Source organism: Enterobacter sp. 5-4 (assembly GCF_000612205.1).
Classification (GTDB): Bacteria; Pseudomonadota; Gammaproteobacteria; order Enterobacterales; family Enterobacteriaceae; genus Enterobacter; species Enterobacter roggenkampii.
The window spans coordinates 308,419-327,028 of sequence record NZ_JFHW01000036.1; the positions used below are offsets into that span (position 1 = coordinate 308,419).

26 protein-coding genes and 3 pseudogenes are annotated in these 18,610 nt (G+C 57.7%); 1 reads left to right on the forward strand and 28 read right to left on the reverse strand.

Going from position 1 to position 18,610, the window contains the following annotated elements; translation table 11 throughout:
* Positions 1-7: 7 nt before the first annotated feature.
* The 11 genes from fliP to fliF all read right to left on the reverse strand — a co-directional run bounded on the left by fliP (position 8) and on the right by fliF (position 9,552).
* Positions 8-745 carry a flagellar type III secretion system pore protein FliP gene (gene fliP, locus AA74_RS0121440; protein WP_008500316.1) on the reverse strand — a complete coding sequence of 246 codons (738 nt, stop codon included), beginning with the start codon at positions 743-745 and terminating at the stop codon, positions 8-10.
* On the reverse strand, positions 745-1,119 hold the full coding sequence (gene fliO, locus AA74_RS0121445) for a flagellar biosynthetic protein FliO (RefSeq protein WP_025913352.1): 375 nt from the start codon (positions 1,117-1,119) through the stop codon (positions 745-747). Before fliO ends, fliP begins: the two co-directional genes overlap by 1 nt.
* Positions 1,120-1,121: 2 nt before the next feature.
* Positions 1,122-1,535, reverse strand: coding sequence for a flagellar motor switch protein FliN (gene fliN, locus AA74_RS0121450; protein WP_008500318.1), 414 nt, complete (start codon positions 1,533-1,535; stop codon positions 1,122-1,124).
* Complete coding sequence (gene fliM, locus AA74_RS0121455) at positions 1,532-2,536, reverse strand: flagellar motor switch protein FliM (protein ID WP_008500320.1); 1,005 nt, start codon at positions 2,534-2,536, stop codon at positions 1,532-1,534. The genes fliN and fliM overlap by 4 nt, the downstream gene beginning before the upstream one ends.
* Positions 2,537-2,540: 4 nt before the next feature.
* A complete protein-coding gene (gene fliL, locus AA74_RS0121460) occupies positions 2,541-3,011 on the reverse strand; it encodes a flagellar basal body-associated protein FliL (protein WP_021241388.1) in 471 nt (156 codons plus the stop codon).
* 106 nt (positions 3,012-3,117) lie between these two features.
* Positions 3,118-4,350 carry a flagellar hook length control protein FliK gene (gene fliK / locus AA74_RS0121465; RefSeq protein ID WP_025913354.1) on the reverse strand — a complete coding sequence of 411 codons (1,233 nt, stop codon included), beginning with the start codon at positions 4,348-4,350 and terminating at the stop codon, positions 3,118-3,120.
* Positions 4,347-4,790: a flagellar export protein FliJ gene (gene fliJ / locus AA74_RS0121470; RefSeq protein ID WP_021241386.1), complete on the reverse strand. Its 444-nt coding sequence runs from the start codon at positions 4,788-4,790 to the stop codon at positions 4,347-4,349. Before fliJ ends, fliK begins: the two co-directional genes overlap by 4 nt.
* A gap of 21 nt (positions 4,791-4,811) precedes the next feature.
* The gene (gene fliI, locus AA74_RS0121475; RefSeq protein WP_008500325.1) at positions 4,812-6,182 is read right to left on the reverse strand and encodes a flagellar protein export ATPase FliI; all 1,371 of its coding nucleotides are present in this window, start codon (positions 6,180-6,182) and stop codon (positions 4,812-4,814) included.
* On the reverse strand, positions 6,182-6,889 hold the full coding sequence (gene fliH / locus AA74_RS0121480) for a flagellar assembly protein FliH (RefSeq protein ID WP_008500326.1): 708 nt from the start codon (positions 6,887-6,889) through the stop codon (positions 6,182-6,184). The genes fliI and fliH overlap by 1 nt, the downstream gene beginning before the upstream one ends.
* Positions 6,882-7,880 (reverse strand): flagellar motor switch protein FliG, encoded by a 999-nt coding sequence (gene fliG / locus AA74_RS0121485; protein ID WP_008500327.1) that lies wholly within the window; start codon positions 7,878-7,880, stop codon positions 6,882-6,884. The genes fliH and fliG overlap by 8 nt, the downstream gene beginning before the upstream one ends.
* Positions 7,873-9,552: a flagellar basal-body MS-ring/collar protein FliF gene (fliF, locus tag AA74_RS0121490; protein WP_025913355.1), complete on the reverse strand. Its 1,680-nt coding sequence runs from the start codon at positions 9,550-9,552 to the stop codon at positions 7,873-7,875. The genes fliG and fliF overlap by 8 nt, the downstream gene beginning before the upstream one ends.
* 228 nt (positions 9,553-9,780) lie before the next feature.
* Between fliF and fliE the strand changes: the two genes are divergently transcribed.
* Positions 9,781-10,095: a flagellar hook-basal body complex protein FliE gene (gene fliE, locus AA74_RS0121495; RefSeq protein ID WP_008500329.1), complete on the forward strand. Its 315-nt coding sequence runs from the start codon at positions 9,781-9,783 to the stop codon at positions 10,093-10,095.
* Positions 10,096-10,121: 26 nt separating this feature from the next.
* Here the strand turns inward: fliE and AA74_RS0121500 are convergent, their stop codons facing one another.
* The 17 genes and pseudogenes from AA74_RS0121500 to gamL form a co-directional block, all read right to left on the reverse strand.
* A complete protein-coding gene (locus AA74_RS0121500) occupies positions 10,122-11,417 on the reverse strand; it encodes a site-specific integrase (RefSeq protein ID WP_025913357.1) in 1,296 nt (431 codons plus the stop codon).
* A 45-nt stretch (positions 11,418-11,462) separates the two neighbouring features.
* Complete coding sequence (xisR, locus tag AA74_RS0121505) at positions 11,463-11,708, reverse strand: excisionase family protein (RefSeq protein ID WP_025913358.1); 246 nt, start codon at positions 11,706-11,708, stop codon at positions 11,463-11,465.
* 8 nt (positions 11,709-11,716) lie between these two features.
* Entirely contained in the window at positions 11,717-11,917 is a 201-nt protein-coding gene (locus AA74_RS0121510) for a hypothetical protein (protein ID WP_025913359.1), read from the reverse strand.
* 197 nt (positions 11,918-12,114) lie between these two features.
* Positions 12,115-12,399 (reverse strand): annotated as a pseudogene (locus AA74_RS0121515) (DUF550 domain-containing protein); the annotation flags it as partial.
* A 76-nt stretch (positions 12,400-12,475) separates the two neighbouring features.
* Positions 12,476-12,817, reverse strand: coding sequence for a hypothetical protein (locus AA74_RS0121520; protein WP_025913361.1), 342 nt, complete (start codon positions 12,815-12,817; stop codon positions 12,476-12,478).
* Position 12,818: 1 nt separating this feature from the next.
* Positions 12,819-13,049 (reverse strand): annotated as a pseudogene (locus AA74_RS01000000122410) (DUF4222 domain-containing protein); the annotation flags it as partial.
* Positions 13,049-13,263: pseudogene (locus AA74_RS1000000122500) on the reverse strand (TraR/DksA family transcriptional regulator). The pseudogenes AA74_RS01000000122410 and AA74_RS1000000122500, both read right to left, overlap by 1 nt.
* 91 nt (positions 13,264-13,354) lie before the next feature.
* Positions 13,355-13,585, reverse strand: a complete 231-nt coding sequence (locus AA74_RS0121535) for a hypothetical protein (protein ID WP_006176201.1) — start codon at positions 13,583-13,585, stop codon at positions 13,355-13,357.
* Positions 13,582-13,800 (reverse strand): hypothetical protein, encoded by a 219-nt coding sequence (locus AA74_RS0121540; protein ID WP_025913365.1) that lies wholly within the window; start codon positions 13,798-13,800, stop codon positions 13,582-13,584. Before AA74_RS0121540 ends, AA74_RS0121535 begins: the two co-directional genes overlap by 4 nt.
* Positions 13,797-14,741 carry a DNA cytosine methyltransferase gene (locus AA74_RS01000000122415; RefSeq protein WP_032667640.1) on the reverse strand — a complete coding sequence of 315 codons (945 nt, stop codon included), beginning with the start codon at positions 14,739-14,741 and terminating at the stop codon, positions 13,797-13,799. Before AA74_RS01000000122415 ends, AA74_RS0121540 begins: the two co-directional genes overlap by 4 nt.
* Complete coding sequence (locus AA74_RS0121550; RefSeq protein WP_025913368.1) at positions 14,738-15,397, reverse strand: MT-A70 family methyltransferase; 660 nt, start codon at positions 15,395-15,397, stop codon at positions 14,738-14,740. Before AA74_RS0121550 ends, AA74_RS01000000122415 begins: the two co-directional genes overlap by 4 nt.
* A gap of 4 nt (positions 15,398-15,401) precedes the next feature.
* Positions 15,402-16,154, reverse strand: coding sequence for a hypothetical protein (locus AA74_RS0121555; RefSeq protein WP_025913370.1), 753 nt, complete (start codon positions 16,152-16,154; stop codon positions 15,402-15,404).
* The gene (locus AA74_RS0121560) at positions 16,151-16,303 is read right to left on the reverse strand and encodes a DUF1317 family protein (RefSeq protein ID WP_006809793.1); all 153 of its coding nucleotides are present in this window, start codon (positions 16,301-16,303) and stop codon (positions 16,151-16,153) included. The genes AA74_RS0121555 and AA74_RS0121560 overlap by 4 nt, the downstream gene beginning before the upstream one ends.
* Positions 16,300-16,728: a hypothetical protein gene (locus tag AA74_RS0121565; RefSeq protein ID WP_025913372.1), complete on the reverse strand. Its 429-nt coding sequence runs from the start codon at positions 16,726-16,728 to the stop codon at positions 16,300-16,302. Before AA74_RS0121565 ends, AA74_RS0121560 begins: the two co-directional genes overlap by 4 nt.
* Entirely contained in the window at positions 16,725-17,405 is a 681-nt protein-coding gene (locus AA74_RS0121570) for a lambda exonuclease family protein (protein WP_025913373.1), read from the reverse strand. Before AA74_RS0121570 ends, AA74_RS0121565 begins: the two co-directional genes overlap by 4 nt.
* Positions 17,402-18,247 carry a phage recombination protein Bet gene (bet, locus tag AA74_RS0121575; protein ID WP_025913374.1) on the reverse strand — a complete coding sequence of 282 codons (846 nt, stop codon included), beginning with the start codon at positions 18,245-18,247 and terminating at the stop codon, positions 17,402-17,404. Before bet ends, AA74_RS0121570 begins: the two co-directional genes overlap by 4 nt.
* An 18-nt stretch (positions 18,248-18,265) precedes the next feature.
* Positions 18,266-18,550 (reverse strand): host nuclease inhibitor GamL, encoded by a 285-nt coding sequence (gamL, locus tag AA74_RS0121580; protein WP_025913375.1) that lies wholly within the window; start codon positions 18,548-18,550, stop codon positions 18,266-18,268.
* Positions 18,551-18,610 lie beyond the last annotated feature (60 nt).

The following is an 18,610-nucleotide window of genomic DNA, read 5'->3' on the forward strand; positions in this document are numbered from 1 at the left end:
CCGTTCCTTAACTGTAGAAACTCTGCGCCAGCGAGCTGACCAGCAGCTGCCAGCCGTCGACCAGCACAAAGAGCATGATCTTAAAGGGCAGGGCGATGGTCGCGGGCGGCACCATCATCATCCCGAGCGCCATCAGGACGCTGGCGATCACCAGGTCAATAATCAGGAACGGAATAAAGATGGTAAAGCCAATCTGGAATGCGGTTTTCAGCTCGCTGGTCACATAGGCGGGCAGCAGAATACGCATGGGCACCGCTTCCGGTCCCTGCAGCTCGCCGGTGTTGGACAGGCGGGCAAAGAGGGCCAGATCGGCTTCACGCGTCTGACGCAGCATAAATTCCCGCAGCGGCTGCGCGCCTTTATCCAGCGCTTCCTGCATGGAGATTTTATCTTCGCTGAACGGCTGGTAGGCGTCGGTGTAAATCTTATCGATCACCGGCGACATAATGAAAAAGGTCAAAAACAGCGCCAGCCCGAGCAGAACCTGGTTTGGCGGAGCGGAAGGGGTGCCGAGCGCGTTTCGCAGCAGACCAAAAACGATGATGATGCGGGTGAAGCTGGTCATCATCAGCAGAATGGCCGGAATAAACGTCAGCGAGGTGATGAACACCAGCGTCTGAACCGGAAGCGACCAGCTTTGGCCACCGCCCGCGAGCGGGGTAGAAACCAGACCGGGCAGTTGCGCATAAACCGCGGGAGCAAACAGGCCAACGCCCGCAAGCGTCAGGGATAACAAACGGCGCATCAGGATCTCCCGGAACGCTTAAGCAAACTCTTCATGACGGACTGAAAATCCGCAGGGGCCTCTGCGCGCGCGTCCACCTCAACAGGGGCGGGCGGCAGTTTATGTAATACGTTGATGCTGGAGGCCGTGACGCCCAGGACCAGACGCGCGTCTTCCACCTCGACAATGACCACGCGTTCACGTGGCCCCAGCGTGCTGCTGGCACTGACTTTCAGGCCGCGGGTGCCGGCGGTTTTACCCGCCAGACCAAAGCGCTTCGCCAGCCAGGCGGCGATAAGAATAAAGGCAATAATACCGAACAACGCCCCGCTCACCTGGAGCAGAGGCGAGCCGGGGACGGCAGAAGGTTGCGATAGTGTTGCCTGGGTTTTCATGCTTAACGGCTCAGACGACGCATACGTTCAGACGGGGTAATGATGTCGGTGATGCGTACGCCGTATTTATCGGCAACCACCACTACCTCACCCTGGGCAATCAGATAACCGTTGATCAGAATATCCAGCGGTTCACCGGCCAGACCGTCAAGGGCGACCACGGAACCCTGCGTCAGGCGCAGCAGCTCTTTAATGGTCATCCGGGTGCGGCCCAGTTCAACGGTCAGCTTAACCGGGATGTCCATAATCAGGTCGATGTCCTGCAGCGTGCCGCTGACGTCACCGCCGCCGAGCTGCTGGAATACGGCATCCGCTGCGCTTTTGGCCGGGGTCGCTTTTTGCTCGTTTAACGCGTCAGCCCACAGATCGTCCAGTGCTCCGCTGTTTTCATCGGACGGATTGTTCATGTCACTCATTTGGGCTGTTCCTCATTCAGCGAATTCAAAATCGGGTTGATCAAGTGCTCAACGCGTAACGCATACTGACCGTTAATCGTGCCGTACTGGCTTGTCAGCACGGGGACACCATCCACATGGGCAATAATGCGGTCGGGTTTTTCTATCGGCAAAACATCACCGGGTTGTAATTTCAGGATCTGAGATAACCGCAGCGGGATATCGGCGAAGCTCGCCACCAGCTCAAGCTGCGAATGCTGGACCTGGCGGACCAGGTTTTCACGCCAGTTCTGGTCTTCGTTGCGGGAGTTCTCCAGCGGCGGGTTAACCAGCAGCTCGCGCAGCGGTTCGATCATGCTGAACGGCAGGCAGATGTTGAACTCACCGGTCAGGTTACCGATCTCCACGTGGAACGGCGTGTTAACGACGATATCGTTCGGGGAGGTGGTGATATTGGTAAATTTCACCTGCATCTCAGAACGGACGTACTCCACTTCCAGCGGGTTAATCGCTTTCCACGCGTCGCTGTAGGATTCCAGCGCCAGCTTCAGCATGCGGTTAATGACGCGCTGTTCGGTGTGGGTGAATTCGCGACCTTCTACTTTGGTCGGGAAACGCCCATCGCCGCCGAACAGGTTATCCACCGCGATGAACACCAGGCTTGGGGAAAACACCACCAGACCGGTGCCGCGCAGCGGCTTCAGATGAATCAGGTTAAGGTTGGTTGGCACCGGCAGGTTGCGGGCAAACTCGTGATACGGCTGAATGCGGATCGCACCGACCGTAATATCCGGGCTACGACGCAGCAGGTTAAACAGCCCCATACGGAACTGACGAGCAAAACGTTCGTTAATGATCTCCAGCGCCTGCAGACGTTCACGTACCACGCGACGCTGGGTATTCGGGTCATAGGGACGAATATCGCTATCGCCCCCAATACCCGGTTGCGGATCATCACTTTTATCGCTGTCGCCGTTGAGCAGCGCATCGATTTCTGCCTGAGAAAGAATACTGTCGCCCATGTCGTTACCGCAGAATGAAGGCTGTATACAGAACGTCAGTGACTTCCTGCTTAGGTTGGCCGTTTACCAGCGGGGTCGCCAGCGTTTGTTTAATGGCGTCGACCAGCTTTTGCTTACCCACATCGGTGGCCAGCGCCGAAGCGTCCTGACGAGAGAACAGCAGCAGAAGGCGGCTACGCACCTCCGGAAGATAATCATTCAGACGCGCGCGCGTGGCTTCATCCTTCAGGCGCAGCGTAATACCGACATACAGCACACGATCCGCGTCACCGAGGTTCACGGTGAAGGTGTCCAGAGGGAAAAATACCGGCGCCGGCGGTGGTGCAGGTTCGGCTTTGGCCGCAGCGGTCGAAGGTTCCTGCTGCATACGCCAGTAACTATAGCCCGCGGTAGCGCAGGCGGCGAGCGTGATCAACACCAGCAGCGGGATCCAGATGGAACGCTTACTTTTTTTGGTGATAGCGGAGTCAGTCATCTGATACGAGCTTCCTGTTTCGGTACAGCTTAATAAGGTGATTATCCCGTGTCCTGCTGTCGTCAAAGCGTGGAAAAGACGGGGATAATCACGCTACCTCTGGCGTTTAGGCGAAGATGTCTACGGCACTGTTACCGCGCGCGGCGGATTGCAGAGCGGCAGAGACAGGCAGTAACTCATCGCTCTCGTCATTAAAGCCGCCGGTGTTGCCGGAACGCGAAGCCTGGTGCTGCTGCTGGGATGAGGACTGCTGCTGCCCGGCAAAGCTCTCGCTGCTGACGCTGCTTTGCGCAAGCTGAATGCCGTTCTCCGCCAGTGAGGTTCGCAGGACCGGCAGCGCGGCTTCCAGCGCCGCACGGACATGGCTGTGCGCAGAAACCATCTGCAGCTGCGCCTGGTTATCATCCAGCTTAAGCGAAATTTGCACCTGACCCAGATCTTCCGGGTGCAGACGCAGCTCGGCCGTCTGCTGGCCCTGTTTAGTGAACAGGGTGATGTGCTGGCTTAGGGACTGCTGCCATTCATGCGTACCCAGAGGCTGGCTTAACACCGGCGCGGTGGCGACGGTGGCGGCCGTCTGACTGGTCGCATGGCTGGACATAATTGGTGCCAGGGTCGCCGTCGGTGAGGCTGAGGAGGAGGAACTGGCAAGCTCCTGCTTCTCTGCCGTTGCGGCCACGGCCGGCGTGGCCGGCGCGTTACCCGACAGGGCCGGGTCGCTGTTTTTCGCCTGGCTCTGATAAGGCGCAGCACTCTGGGCTTTATCATGGCTTCCCGGAAGCGCGTTCAGGGACGGCTGGCCCGCGCCGTTTTGCGTCAGCGCCGCTGAACTCAGCGTTGCGGTGGCGGACACACCGTCACTGCCTGCCGCTCGTGAGGTGCTGGTCTGCTGGTGCGGCAGCATGGCCATCAGCGCGCTTAACCCGGCCAGCTCCTCTTCGCTCAGCTCGCTTTTGCCGTCATCTTTGCTGTTGACCGCATTAAGCGTTTTCAGGGCATCACCCTTTGACAGCGGCACCAGCCCGGTTACCAGCGTATCAAGCGACGTAACGGGCGACGTTTCATCGCCATTCAGCGCAGTTTGACGCGAGAGCAGGTCGGCAATTTTGGCCTGCAGGGTGGTATCCCCTTTGGCGTCCTGAGCAACGTGGGACAGCTTGCTGCCGGCGGCTTTCAGGTCAGCCAGAGTCAGGGGCGCATCGTTGCCCTTGCCCGTCGCGTCCGACAGGGCGCCCGCAAGCAGCGCGAGAAAGTCCTGTGCACCGTCGGTGCCTTTTCCTGTCTGCGTACCGCCTGACAGGTCGCTGTCGCTCATCAGCAGTTGTTGCAGTGTGATCATTCCGGTTTCCTCATTGATGCGCGCTGGGCAAACTCATCCATTTTTTTCTGATCCAGGCGGTTTTCCGCCAGGGTCGTTGCCGCAATCTGTCGGTCCTGTAAGGTCTGCCAGGCCTGCAGTCGCTGCTTCTTCTCGCGCCAGAAATTCAGCGCGGTATCGACTTTCTGGGTCCACTGGTGAAGCTGCTGGCGATGCTGATCTATCGCCTTCTCCAGCGTCTGGATAAACTGCTGATAGTTAATCCAGCGCTGGCTTCCAATGCCCTGTGTCATATCGGTATTGAGGTTGGTGCGATATTCATGCTGATAGTCGATTAACATCTTCAACTGTTCTTCAGCCTGCTGGCACCCGCGTCGCATTGCGCCAAGCTGCAATGCGGCATCATCAACTTCTTTTTCAGCCAGATCTTTCAGCGTTGATAACGCGCTGTTTTGCGCCATGACCTTCGCCCTCCACCTGTGTTACACCTGCGGGAAAATCAGCTCCAGAGCCTGAATTGAATCTTCCCAGTCGGCACGTTCAAAAATGCCTTGTTGCAAAAATGCCTCCAGCTGCGGCCACAGGGTAATCGCTTTGTCGAGCATCGGGTCGCTGCCTTTGGCATACGCCCCTACGCTGACCAGATCGCGGTTGCGCTGGAAGCTGGAGAGGAGTTGTTTAAAGTTACGCACGCGGGCGTAGTGTTTCTCGGTTATCAGCGCGGTCATCGCGCGGCTGATAGAGGCTTCAATATCTATCGCCGGATAGTGTCCGGCTTCGGCCAGACGACGAGACAGCACGATATGACCGTCAAGGATCGCGCGCGCGGAGTCGGCAATCGGATCCTGCTGGTCATCGCCTTCGGTCAGCACCGTATAGAACGCGGTGATGGAGCCGCCGCCGCTGATGCCGTTCCCCGCACGTTCCACCAGGGCAGGGAGTTTGGCGAAGACCGAAGGCGGGTAGCCTTTGGTCGCCGGTGGCTCACCGATAGCCAGCGCGATTTCACGCTGCGCCATCGCGTAGCGGGTCAGCGAATCCATAATCAGCAGCACGTGCTTGCCGCGGTCACGGAAATCTTCGGCGATGCGGGTGGCATAGGCTGCCCCCTGCATACGCAGTAACGGCGACACGTCCGCCGGTGCGGCAATGACCACCGAGCGGGCACGGCCTTCCGCACCCAGAATGTTTTCAATAAAGTCTTTTACTTCACGACCGCGCTCGCCGATCAGGCCCACGACGATAACGTCCGCCTGGGTGTAGCGCGCCATCATGCCAAGCAGGACGGATTTACCCACGCCTGACCCGGCGAAGAGGCCCATACGTTGCCCGCGTCCCACGGTCAGCAGGGCGTTAATCGGTCGTACGCCGGTGTCGAGCACATGCTCGATAGGGGTACGCTGCAGGGGGTTAAACGGCTGGGTAATTAATGCGCCGGTTTCGGTGGTGTCCGGGGAGGGCAGCCCGTCGAGCGGCTTCCCGCTGCCGTCCAGCACGCGACCCAGCAGGGCAGGACCAAGCGGCAGCTGTTTCCCGCTTTGCAGCCCATCGCCGGACGTGTTTTTGGCATACACGCGCGCGCCGGGCAGAATACCTTCCACCTCTTCAAGCGGCATCAGGAACAGGCGCTGGCCGTTGAACCCGACCACTTCGCTTTCTACTTCACGCGTTTCCAGACCGTCCTGACGCTCAATCACGCAGGTCGCGCCCAGCGGAAGCTGCAGGCCGGTGGCCTCCAGGACCAGACCGGTGGCGCGCGTCAGCCGCCCATAACGACGAACAGAGGGCAGTTGCGCCATCTTCGTCTCAAAGTTGTCGAGCGTGGTGAGCCAGCGGGTGAGGCGTGCGGTCATCAGACGACTCCCGGTGCCGCCAGGCGACACAGTTCCTGCCAGCGGGTGGCGACGCTGGCATCCAGATCGCCTTCATCGGCAGAAACTTTGCAGCCGCCGTGATGTAACGACGGGTCGCCGCGCAGACGCCAGCCGTGCAGGTTTAGCGTCGCACCCAGGCTCTCTTCCACGCGCTGCAGGTCGTCCGGGTGGACGCGCAGCTGCGGCTTCCCGCTGAACAGCGGCTCCTGCTGCAGCAGACCCTGAATTTGTTTGATTAGCGCCGTGTTATCCACGACGGGCGTCTGGCCGATCACCTGACGCGCGGCTTCCAGCGCCATCTGCATCAGTCGCGAGGCGATCACGCTGTCCAGCGCGTCCAGCGTGTGCTGAAACTCGCTGACCAGCTGCTGCATGCGGGCATGGATCGGCGCCTGCTGCTGGCGCGCCTGATCGATACCGTGCTCTAACCCTTTCGCCAGGCCTTCCTGATACCCCAGCTCGTGGCCTTTCTGCCGGCCTTCGTTCAGACCGGCATTGTAGCCCTGCTCGTGCGCCTGCATTTGCAGCTGAGCCAGCATTTGCGCTTGCTGCTCCTCTTCGCTCAGCTCGGGCTGCTCGACGTCCGGGTCAAGCGCCTCGGTCGGGATCGCGGCTGGCGTGAACTCGGAGAGGGGAGGGGCCAGATCGTCCGGCGTCCAGCGCTTCCACGGCAGCTCATTAGACATAGGTGTCGTCTCCGCTGCCAATCACCATCTCGCCGGTTTCCGCCAGACGACGAACGATAAGCAGAATGGCTTTCTGTTCGTTTTCCACCTGAGACAGACGAACCGGACCACGGTTGGCAAGGTCGTCGCGCAGGATATCGGCCGCACGCTGAGACATGTTGCGCAGGAACTTCTCGCGCAGCGGCTGCTCGGCGCCTTTGAGGGCGATAAGCAGCGACTCGGAATCCACTTCCTGGAGCAGGCGCTGGATGCTGCGGTCGTCCACTTCGACGAGGTTTTCGAACAGGAACATCTCGTCGATGATTTTTTGTGCCAGCTCGCCGTCGAATTCGCGAACCGCCGTAATAACGGCCTCTTCCTGCTGCGTTTTCATCAGGTTGATGATTTCTGCCGCCGTTCTCACGCCGCCCATTTTGCTGCGCTTGAGGTTCTGGCCGTCGAGCAGGTTGTTCAGCACCTCGGTCAGCTCCGCCAGCGCGGCAGGCTGAACGCCGCCGAAGGTGGCGATACGCAGCATCACATCGTGACGCAGACGCTCTTCGAACAGCGCCAGAATATCGGCCGCCTGACCACGTTTGAGGTGGACAAGGATGGTGGCGATAATCTGCGGGTGCTCGTCGCGAATAAGGTCGGCGGCACTCTGCGGTTCCATAAAGTTAAGCGTTTCGATACCGCTGGCGGTATCGCGCGTTTCCAGAATGTCTTCCAGCAGGCTGGCGGCACGCTCTTCGCCCAGCGCCTTGACCAGCACGGAACGCAGGTAGTCGTTGGCGTTGACGTTCAGCGCGGCAAACTGTTCGGCTTCCTGCTCAAACTCCGACAGCACTTCGGTCAGCTGCTTGTTGGAGATTTGACGCACGTTGGCCATCGCCGCACTGAGAATTTGCACTTCCCGCTGGGAGAGGTGTTTAAACACCTCTGCCGCGCGATCTTCGCCAATGGTCATCAGCAGGATGACGCTTTTATCGGTGCCCGTAAGCGTATTACTCATGTTCGTTACCCATCCACTGACGGATGACCAGCGCCACGACGCGCGGATCGTTATCTGACATTTCGCGAATGCGCTGGCTCATCACCTCGGCACCCATGCGCTGGTTAGCGCGGCGCTGCTGCATCTGTTCATCTTTGCTGAGGCGCACTTCAACCGCTTCTTCCGTTTCCTGACGCGCATTCATCTGCTCGCGAGCCGCTTTTTCGGCTTCAGCACGGCGCTGGAGCTGAGGACGAACGCCCTTGCGCCACAGCAGCCACGCGACAATCAGCACCAGCAGCCAGCGTCCTGCGGACATCAGCTGGTCGATAAACGCCTGCTGTTGCCAGAACGGCAGTTCACCGCCGGTCTCTTCCACCGAGTTGAACGGTGAGTTCACCACGTTGAGGGTATCGCCGCGCTTCTCGGAGTAACCCATCGCTTCACGGGTCAGGTTTTCAATCTGCTTCATCTGCTCGGCGGTCAACGGCAACGGTTTGCCATCCGCCAGCGTTTTGTAGTTCACCACTACCGCAACAGAGAGACGCTGAATATCGCCCACGTTCAGTTTAGTGTGGCGAATCGTCCTATCCACTTCGTAGTTCGTGGTTTCGTTACGGCTGCTGTTTCGTGGACCGCTGTTCGTCGCCGTTGAGGTGGTCTGCTGGTTACTCTGCTGGCCGTTCTGCTGATTGGCCGGCGGCGTAGAGATCGGCGCCGCGTTAGCCGGGGCAGGCTGGTTAGACAGCGCGCCCGGCACGCCGCCCGGGTTTGCGCCGCCAATCTGCTCGCTGGTGTTGATTTGGCGCGAACGCATCACCGCCTGCGCCGCATCGCCGTTCGGGCTGTACTGCTCTTCGGTTTGTTCTTTATTCGAGAAGTCGATCTGCGCGGTGACCTGCGCGTGCACGTTGCTGTTGCCCACCACCGGACCCAGGATCGCTTCGATACGGCGCTGGAGACGGCTTTCCACATCGGCGGCATATTTCAGCTGCGCGTCATTCAGATCGCGACCGGCGGTATTGGATTGCGTCAGCAGGTGACCGCTCTGGTCAACCAGCGTCACGTTACCCGGCGGCAGACCGGCCACGGCGCTGGAGACGAGATGCGTCACCGCGCTGATTTGCCCTTCGTCCAGCGCGCGGCCTGGCTCAAGGTTCACGGTCACGGAAGCCGAAGGTGATTTCTGTTCGCGGACAAATAAGGAAGGTTTTGGCATCGCCAGGTGCACGCGGGCACTCTTCACCGGGCCTAATGTTTCAATGGTGCGGGCCAGCTCACCTTCCAGCGCACGCTGGTAGTTCACCTGCTCGCTGAACTGGCTGATACCGAATTTTTCCTGATCCAGCAGCTCAAAGCCTACCGCGCCGCCCTTCGGCAGCCCCTGCTGGGCCAGGCGCAGACGCAGTTCGTGCACCTTATCTGCCGGGACCTCCAGCGCACCGCCATTATCGGCAAAGCGATAAGGGATGTTCATCTGGGTCAGCTGGGTGACGATGGCGCCGCCATCCTGATCGGAAAGGTTACTGTAGAGCGTCCGGTAATCAGGGCTTTTCGCCCACAGGACCATCGCTACAAGGATCGCAATTGCGGCAGCGCCTGCCACGATCAACGGGATTTTAGGATTCGCGCGAAGGCGGTTCATCCACTCGAGTGATTTATTCTGCGGCGCTGTCGATGCTGTTGCACTCATTGCGCACCTCTTAAATCCTGGTGGTTTACGTTATTCGTGTAGAGAAACAAAACTGACTCCCGGGTCGGCAAACACGACAAATGTTCCATATTGATGGCCCTGCCATTATTTGATGATTCGTGATTTTCTATGCGTCAAATAACCTGGTTTTTTCATGCTATTTACCGCCATTATCTTATTGACAAGCTGTTAGTCTTGACCGCGTAAAAAACCATCCAGGGGAGAGTCATGGCTATACAGGGCATTGAAGGGGTAATCAGTCAGCTGCAGGCAACGGCGATGACGGCCCGTAATCAGAATGTGGCAGATCAGCAGCCGAGCATCAGCTTTGCAGGGCAACTGCATGCCGCTCTTGACCGTATCAGTGATACCCAGACCGCAGCGCGCACGCAGGCAGAGAAATTCACCCTCGGCGAGCCGGGCGTGGCGCTGAATGATGTGATGACCGATTTGCAAAAAGCCTCGGTTTCCCTGCAGATGGGGATCCAGGTGCGTAACAAGCTGGTGTCGGCTTATCAGGAAGTGATGGGCATGCAGGTTTAGGTTGTCTAACCTAATGATATTTATAATTAATAATCATCCGATCCCACTGCGTGGGGCATGGATGGGGCAAACTCACTCAATTTCTGGTTGAGGATGAGTACCTGGTCCTGGTTGTTTTCAGCCATCCAGGATCCGTACACCCGGTAAACCATTTGCGCGTCGGTGTGGCCCATTTGCTTCGCGATGAAGTTAGGGTTAGCACCGGCGGCCAACGACCAGCATGCATACGTGTGTCGGGACTGGTATGCTCTGCGATAGCGAATCCCGGCGCGTCGCATTGCTGCCTCCCACGACTGGTTGATCGACCCCACTGCGTAATGATGCCCTGCACGGCCATTGCGCAATCCTTTTTGTGGGTTAAACACGAATGTGCACGGATGCACTTCTGTGCGACCAAACTCACGCAGTTTCACCTCTACCTGATACTGCTTACCCAGGCGGGTTAATTCGGCCTGGTTCTTCAGCACGTCAATAGCTGGCTGAATAAGGTTGATGATGCGGTTTGTCCCGGCCTCGGTTTTCGGAAGGGTAAACTCCTTCGTCAACGTGTGGTTTCGGCGGATCATCATCGTTCCTGCTTTCAGGTCGATATCTTCCCAGGCCAGCGACACCAGTTCACCGTGGCGCACGCCGGTGTACACTGCCAGCGACCACATGTTTTTCAACTGCTGGGTGGCGCAAGCGTTAATCAACCTGACAAACTCATCGCGGGTGAGCGGATCAGGCTCGCAACGCGAACGTTTGAGAAGGGCGATCCCGGTGAACGGGCTTACCTTCACATAACCACTTTCAGCAGCGAACTTGAACATGCCAGCCATGGTCTTCATGTAGTTGTTGACCGTTCTGACTGTCCTTCCCTTTACAGGCGTACGATGCCCCGCCTTCAACGTCTGATAACCGGTCAGCAATTCCTTCCTGATAAACAGCAGGTCTTCCTGCGTCACCGCAGAAACCAGCCTGTCCCCGCCGATCCGTGGCACCATATTGCGCGTTATAGATGTATAACGAGACATCGCGTTGGTGCTGATCTCCATGCGCTTCAATTCCAGCCACTTATTCGCCAGCTCCAGCACTGTGATTTCCTTGCTCTCCATCCCAAACTTTCTGAGGTTCGGTGAGTCCGGGAACTGGGCCGCGTAATTAAAGTTGCCGGTCTTTATCGAAAAGCACACCGACGCACGCAGCTCGCCAGCGACTTTCCTGTTTTTTGGTGTATCCGGCACGCCGAGGCTTTCACGCACCCGGCTGCCTTTATAGATGAACCATATGCGGAGCGTACCGCCATGATTCTCCACGCCTGTTGGGTATGCTGACTTAGCCATTATTCCCTCCTGACGTCCAAGAGCCCGCTAAGCATAAACGGATCTTCATTGGCGCGCACCCGGCTGTTTCTTTTTGAGGCTCTCAACCCACTGGTCGATCGCTTTGTGGTTATACAAGCACTCGCTGTTTTCCTTTGGGATGCTGTCCGGCGACATGTGGACGTACTCCCTGCCACATAGCCAGCTTTTTTTACGGGCCCGCGCTATCGTTCCCGGACGGAGCCCTGTCATTTTTACAAGCAGGTCTTCTGTCACCCACTCGCTGGGCACGATTTGAATAATTTCGCTCATGATCGCTCCTATGACATCGTTTTATAAAACTGCGGACCGTCAGGCGTGGCCGCGCGTAATTCTTTTTCCGGATGTACTGAATAATTTCGGTCGTCCCACCGCACCCAGAACTGGGGATGGTCGCCGTCCGGGTCCTGCAGGCAATCCACCACGCCATTAATGCCGCCGGTCTTCTTCTGGACTATTGCGCCCACATTAAAAGCAGCCATTGCACACCTTCCGGTTCGTGAATAAATGAGATGAGAGCTCCCAGCGCCATAAGTGCGGCGATGAGCCAGTTGATGGGGTTTGAATGCATGGTGAACTCTCAAAAAGAAGCCCGGCGCGGGGCCGGGCAAAAGGGATGACGTTGCAGTGCTTTCGCACCCAATAGCCAGCTCATAACTGGCTATCAGTTGCGTCATGTTTTGATGTGGAGGCGCGGCTCGCCGTCTTTCGGCTCCGGCCACTGGCGAGACATATTCACCTTTAGCTTTTCTTCCAGCGCCGCGGTGATTTGCTCATCTGAGATACCGGCTCGCCGCTGCGCGTCCCATAGCAGGAACTGCATATCAGCCCACTCGCTGAGGTCGCCAGGGTCGGCGGCAGCTTCCAGCGCCTCTTTCGAAAGGTGCTTCAGCGGTCCGACGGGGCCGACATTACCAAAGGTCTTTGCTGACCATTCAGCGTGGCGCCGCCGGATCAGGTTTCTGGTGAACTGTGATTTCTTCGATTCGTAAGGTTTCACGCTCTCTCCTCATGCCGCGCGCTGGGCGCGCAGCCTAAAATTACTTCCGCCAGGCGAAGCTAATCGGCTCCGGCGTAATCCACAGGTGGCGCATGTTTGCCACGTTCACCACATCAGAATCCCGCGGGTAAATCTCCACGGCATCCCGATCCCCATAGCCAACGGCTGACTTTATCTCCTGCAACGCATCCCAGCTGATGCCATCCTTCCACCGTCCCGAGCCGCCAATGCTGGTGGTGTTCACCGTTAGGCGGATGACGCCGTTCTCTTCCTGAAACTCCTGAACCAGAAAGTAAGAGTTAGCCCACACGTTGCTCCGCTTGGGGTCGTGGCATCGTACCGGCCACTGCGATTCCGGTACCAGCTTGAGTATTCCGATCACGTCTCATGCTCCTTAATTTTTTAATGTGCTCGCTCGCCTCCAGTTCGGCGCGTATCTGTGCCGCCTCACGGTGATCGAGGTGCTCAAAGTCATTGTTGAATCGGTCGATTGAAGCGGTATTGATCCGGCCTTGTCGCCAGTAGCGGACTATCTGTGATGTGCAACTGTGGATGATGACGGGCCAACCGTGCTGGTCAGCGTAAATCTGACCTCGTTGAATGAGTGCAAACATCACGCACCTCGCTGCTTCTTCCTCAGTTCGATAACACCCTGGCACTCCGCGCATGTCTGGCAGCCGGGAACGGCAGCGCGCCGCGGCTCGGGAATTGGTTCGTCGCATTCTTCACACGCTCAGCTGATACGGCGTTGCGGTTCACTCGGTGAGCGGAAAGGGCAGCGTTACTCTGAAGCTCTTCAATCTCTGCTGCTGTGTCGATGATGTCCATTGTCAATGCTCCCGGAACTGTCGGTTAATTCGGTTGAATGTGAACGCCAGCAATAAAAAAGGCCGCGATAGCGACCTGGTGATTTGCGATTTCATGGCTGTATCCACCCTTTACCTTTGACGTGCTGAATAACGCCAAGCTTCCTGAGCGACTGGAGTCGGCGGTCAAGAATGCGGAAGACGTCCATCGGGTGCTTTCCTTCTGCTTCAGCAATGACGAGGCACTCCTGCCTGACGGAAGGGCTAAATAGCTCCGAAAAAGAGGTTGGCTGAGCGCCGATAGCGCTTAATACTTCGCTATCCAGTTTCGCGTATTTGGTCACGATTCAACTCCGAAGCGGCGATTAAGCCGCCCTGTGTATACGACGAACTCCAGAAGGCTAACTCCCAGAGCTTCAATTTTCTTGTGATGCTTGTTGATGATGGGAGGCACCGTTTCGTTCCAGTTAGGCTTTGGCTTCTTGCGCATGGCCTGCTGGATTTCCTCGGTGCAGCGGCGGCAGGCGGTGCGGATGGCGTTGTCTTTTTCTGGCGTCATAACCCCTCCATGTAGGCCCGCACGAATTCAGCCGCAGCCTGTGCGTTTATGGCGTTCCCATAGCCTTTGAGTCGTCCGACGCGGTTGCTGCTTGCCACTCTGGCCACCCCGGACTCGACTCGTCCCAGTCGCGCGGCAGCCCCATCAACCAGCGGGAATGTGCCGGGTTCAACTGGACGCCATTTGCCATCTCGACAAAATAGCCAGTCCGCATCACGCCAAAAACCGTTAACCTCAAGGGTTGATCGCAATATTCCACTGTCACCGAAGCAAGTTGACTTCGTTGAGCCTGCCGTATGCTGCTCGGACTTCCCTTCGCTTGCCTCATGTTTAAATCGCTTACCTGAGGTGTTGGCCAGCCTGTTAGTCGAGCTGCTCCGGAGACGTGCTGTAATCCCCGTTTCGTTTCCGGCTGCGGATTCGTATTCGCAACAGGCGTGGGCCACCCAGTAAGCCCGCTCTCTGATGTGCGGCGCACCGACGCCCGCTGCCGCAAACGGCACAAGCCCGAAGGCGTATCCCATTCCTTCCAGGTCAGCTTGTACAAGGTCGAACCATGTGTTTGCGTTACCGCTTGCAACCTGTTCGCCAAAGACATGCTGAGGTCTGCGCTCGCTGATGAGGTGGAAGAAGTGGGGCCAAAGGTGCCGCTCGTCAGCAAACCCATCTCCTTTGCCTGCTGCGCTGAAAGGCTGGCACGGGCAGGAGCCGGTCCAGACTGGTTTATCGTCAGGCCATCCTGCGAGGCGCAGGGAATGAGACCAGACGCCAATTCCGGCGAAGAAGTGGCATTGCGTGAATCCTCGCAGGTCGTCAGGTGTGACATCTTCAATACTCCTTTCATCAACTTCGCCAGGTGCGATATGACCGCCAGCGATCAGGTTGCGCAGCCACTGTGCAGCGAACGGGTCGATTTCGTTGTAATAAGCTGCTGGCGTCATGCGGCCTCCGTTTTCACAACATCAATGGCGCATCCGGGCAGCAGTTCCACCGCGGAGGTGGCACACTGATTTCCCCAGTGATCCCAGCCTGGCGCCGCGCAGCGGCTAAACAGCTCAATGCGCAGCACATCTCCGTAAAGCAGTTCCAGTCGGTGGCGCACTTCCCACGGCTTTTCGCTGTGCGCGCCGAGTGGGCTGTATACCACCTGCTTAATCCCGGCGTGCTTACGTTCCAGCCCGGCGCCGCGGGTAGCTATCAGCAGGTCTTCGGTGTTGGCCCGGGTGTGGTTGCCACCGTTCATGCGCGTCTCGGCGTTAAGCAGATCGAGGAAGTCGTAAAAATCGCTGACTTCCCCCTCGGCCAGCGCCCTGTTGATGCGCAGCTCGGCGTTCTGGTTGAGCTTCACCCAGGTAAAGCCCTTCATCGTGCGAACGGTAAAGCCCCAGGCCTCGGCCAGCTCTATCGCCTCCTGGTTATGCGTGCCGGTGTACCACATTGCTAGCACCGAGTTTTCGGCAGCAAGTTCCCACACTGGCAGACGCTTGATGTCGATTAACTTCATAGTGGAGTAGTGGTCGGCTGCGGCGCCGTTGCTGATGGTGTTGCCGTAAGACCAGGGCGGATCTGCGTAAATAAGCGAGTATTTTCCGGTCATGGAATTACACCTCGAAAGCAAGTTGTGGCGTGAACCGATCGCGTTCTGCGTCGTAATTCAGCGAACTTGCAGAGTTAAAGGCTTCAATGCGCTCAACCAGCACCGCAGCGCTGGTTTCTTTGCTGGCTGGCGCGTAGGCTGATTTATCCCACGCCTTGTCGATTCCGATGTTGCGGGCCACATTTGTACTGTCGGCTGACGACAGCGGGATATGGCGGAAGATATCGGCGTTCAGCATGCGCAGGCCGTGAAGCTTTGTTATCGGATAACCGTTTATGTCGACAACGTGACGGATGAGATCGCGTAACTTTGCCCGACATGAGCGCGGGCGCTTCGCGTCGTATTCACCCATGCTGCCGATACATACGCGCGGAAATTCTCGGCACAGGCGGAAGAAACGTTCATCGGGCTCGTTCATGTGCCACACCGGAGCGCCGACTACTTTGCCGTGCGGCCACTCGGCGATTAACGCGTCGTTCTCTTCACTGGTCCCGCCGATCACGTCAGGGATAACAGCAAAAGCAAAGCGAGGGTGATTCATCCAGCGACCTACAAACGCGTAGTAGTCATTCCAGTTAACAACGCGCTTTTTCGTCCAGAAGCTGAATGCGCCGTTATCCAGCGCGAATGACTGGGTGACTTCGCTGGCCAGGGCTAATTGGCCGGGATTAGCGAAGGAAATGAAAGCGTGCCTGCCTTTCCATGCCTTCAGCGCGCATGTGTCCGGCGTGATTGGTCCACCATGGAAATGTATCAAGCTGCCTCCTGCCTTTCCCGATATTCCTCAGCGAGCCGCTGCGCCTTTAATGGATTGCTGACCACTTCACCCCATGGCATTAGCCAGCCGTTACCAATGAAGGGAAGGCACAGTGTGCCAACCCTGATATCGTCGTGAGCGTGAGTCATAGGATGGACTCCATTTCGTCGATGTAGAGGCCCTGAGCAATCAGGCGGCGACGGCGGGCGGCACGCGCTATGCACTCCTGCCGCCTGCCTTCCTGCGATTGTTCTATGGCGCGCCGGGTGAACAGGCGCGATTTACCCTGTGGCGTTACTACCTTTGGCTTTGTTACCAGGTCGAATGACCGGTCGCAGATTCCGTCCTTGTTGAGCCATTTTTCCGACTCAACGATCTGAGCTATCTGTCCGGATCCGCGGGTAATGCCGTTGGCGACCCGGTTAAACTCGATGAGCGTTACGCCAAACTTTTCAGCAATTTCGCTTCCGGTTACCGGGCGGCCGCGCGTCTGAATCATCCAGGTAACGCGCTCACGGAGGCCGGAGAATTGCCCGGTTCGCCCGGGCCTGCGATAGAAGGGTGTGCGTTTCATTTCCACTGCTCCCCGAACGTGAAGCCGATCTCTGCCAGCGCCTCGTCCATCTTCTCAATGAACTCCGGCACCATTTCGTTGAAATCGGTCATGTACTGCGGATCCCGCTCAACGACGACGTGGTGAATACCTTCGCGCTTCATGCGCGGGTCGTAGTTGGCAAAGAACCAGGCCTCTTTTCCGGTCACCCACATGCTGTACTGCACCTGGGCCATGTAGGTGGACTTGATGGCTTCGAAACCGCCGAGACGGAATTTCATAAAGTCTCGGGAGGTGAACGGGCATTTCAATTCGAGGCCGAACCCGTTACTGCACAGGCCGTCAGGGGAGCACGCGGTGCGCATGCTCTCGTCACGGAACAGGATCGGAGACTCCGTGACTTTTACGTCCGTGGTGAACTCGAAGAGGGCGCGGGCGTCTTCCTCGTACTGCTTGCCCCAGGCCAGCGCCTTGGCGTTAACCTCTGGCGCGACGCCGGTGCATACCTCTGCGAGCAGCGTGTGGGAATAGGACATTTTCATGTCTGTCCACTTCTTCCCAGATCGTGGCTTGGAGATGACGTTGTGCACTTCAGAGGCGGTGATAACGCCGAGGCGCAGCCGGTGCCACGCCTCATCGCCCTGTTGAATAGTGGTTACGTCAATGCCGGTCCTGGCATGGATAATTTCTGGTGTCATGCTACTGCCTTAGCCCTTTTCTGAAGGAAGCCAAATCCTTTCTGCGCCTCTTCTTCCGTGAGTTCTGACGCCTCGAGAATTTGCCGTTTGAAGATGTCGCTGCACAGTGGGAGGAAGTCTTTCTCCCAGTCTTTATCCAGAGTTGTTAAGAGATCGGTTATCGCCTGAAGGGTTTCTTCGCTTGCTGTTGGTGGAAGCGCTTCTGTGGTGCTGCGCGGCGTGACGTCACGGATATCTACGTCCAGTGATTTGCCTTCCATTTCTTCGGCGGTAGGCTGCTGTCCAATCTCAGGCCATGCCTTACGCAACGCCTGTGCTTCCGCGCATTTCGCCAGCTGTCCGTATGGGCGCTTTTTCCACATCGCGTTCGGCGCCGTGGTGTCGCGGCCGCCGGTGGCATAGTTCTCAATCCAGTATTCTTTGGCGCTGAACTCGACAATCTCTCCACTGGGCATGCGCTTGTAGACGGTGTATTTGCACCACTGAGGGAAGGTCACCTCGACACCAGTAAGCGTCTGAGTTACGTCGGGCCCGAACTCTGGCTCGCGGGCACCGGCATAATCGCCAGAACGGTCTGCCTGAATGCGGTAAAGCCCGATGCCCGGCATGACGACGTCGCGCCAGTCGCCTTTGCCTGTTTTCGAATCTTTGACGTACATCGGAACGAGGTGGACAGGTTTGAGCAACGGATCCAACTGGCGGGCGCGGCAGTAGTCAAGCGCCATCATTACCGATTCGTCTTTGGCGCCAGGGTAGATGCTGTTCTTCAGCGCGCTCCAGGTGGAGACGTCTACGCCCATCTCCTGAAGCGACGTCGCTGTGATTGTTAATTCGTTTGCCATCGTTAATCCCCTCAAAAATTAAAACGGGCAGCCGGTACGGTGTTCCCAGTCGTATTCCGCCTGGGCGTAAGCAACTGCCGAAATGAAATCGTTGTAGGCCTCGCCAGCTCTATCGCTGCGAAGTCCTTCGTATGGGCTGGAGTCAATCGGTACGGAGAAGTGGAAGAGGCCGGACGGCTCTTTTGGCATCATGTCGATGATTTCCCGCGCCCGGTCGCCGATCCACTTCTCTTTTTCGTCGGTGAGCTGCTGCTCAGCCCAGCGTCGATCTTCGATTCGGTCGTAAGTGAGGTATGCGTTCATGGCTGAACTCCTGAAATTTGGAAGTGCAGATACCGCCCGCGTAATGCCAGGCCGATCAGT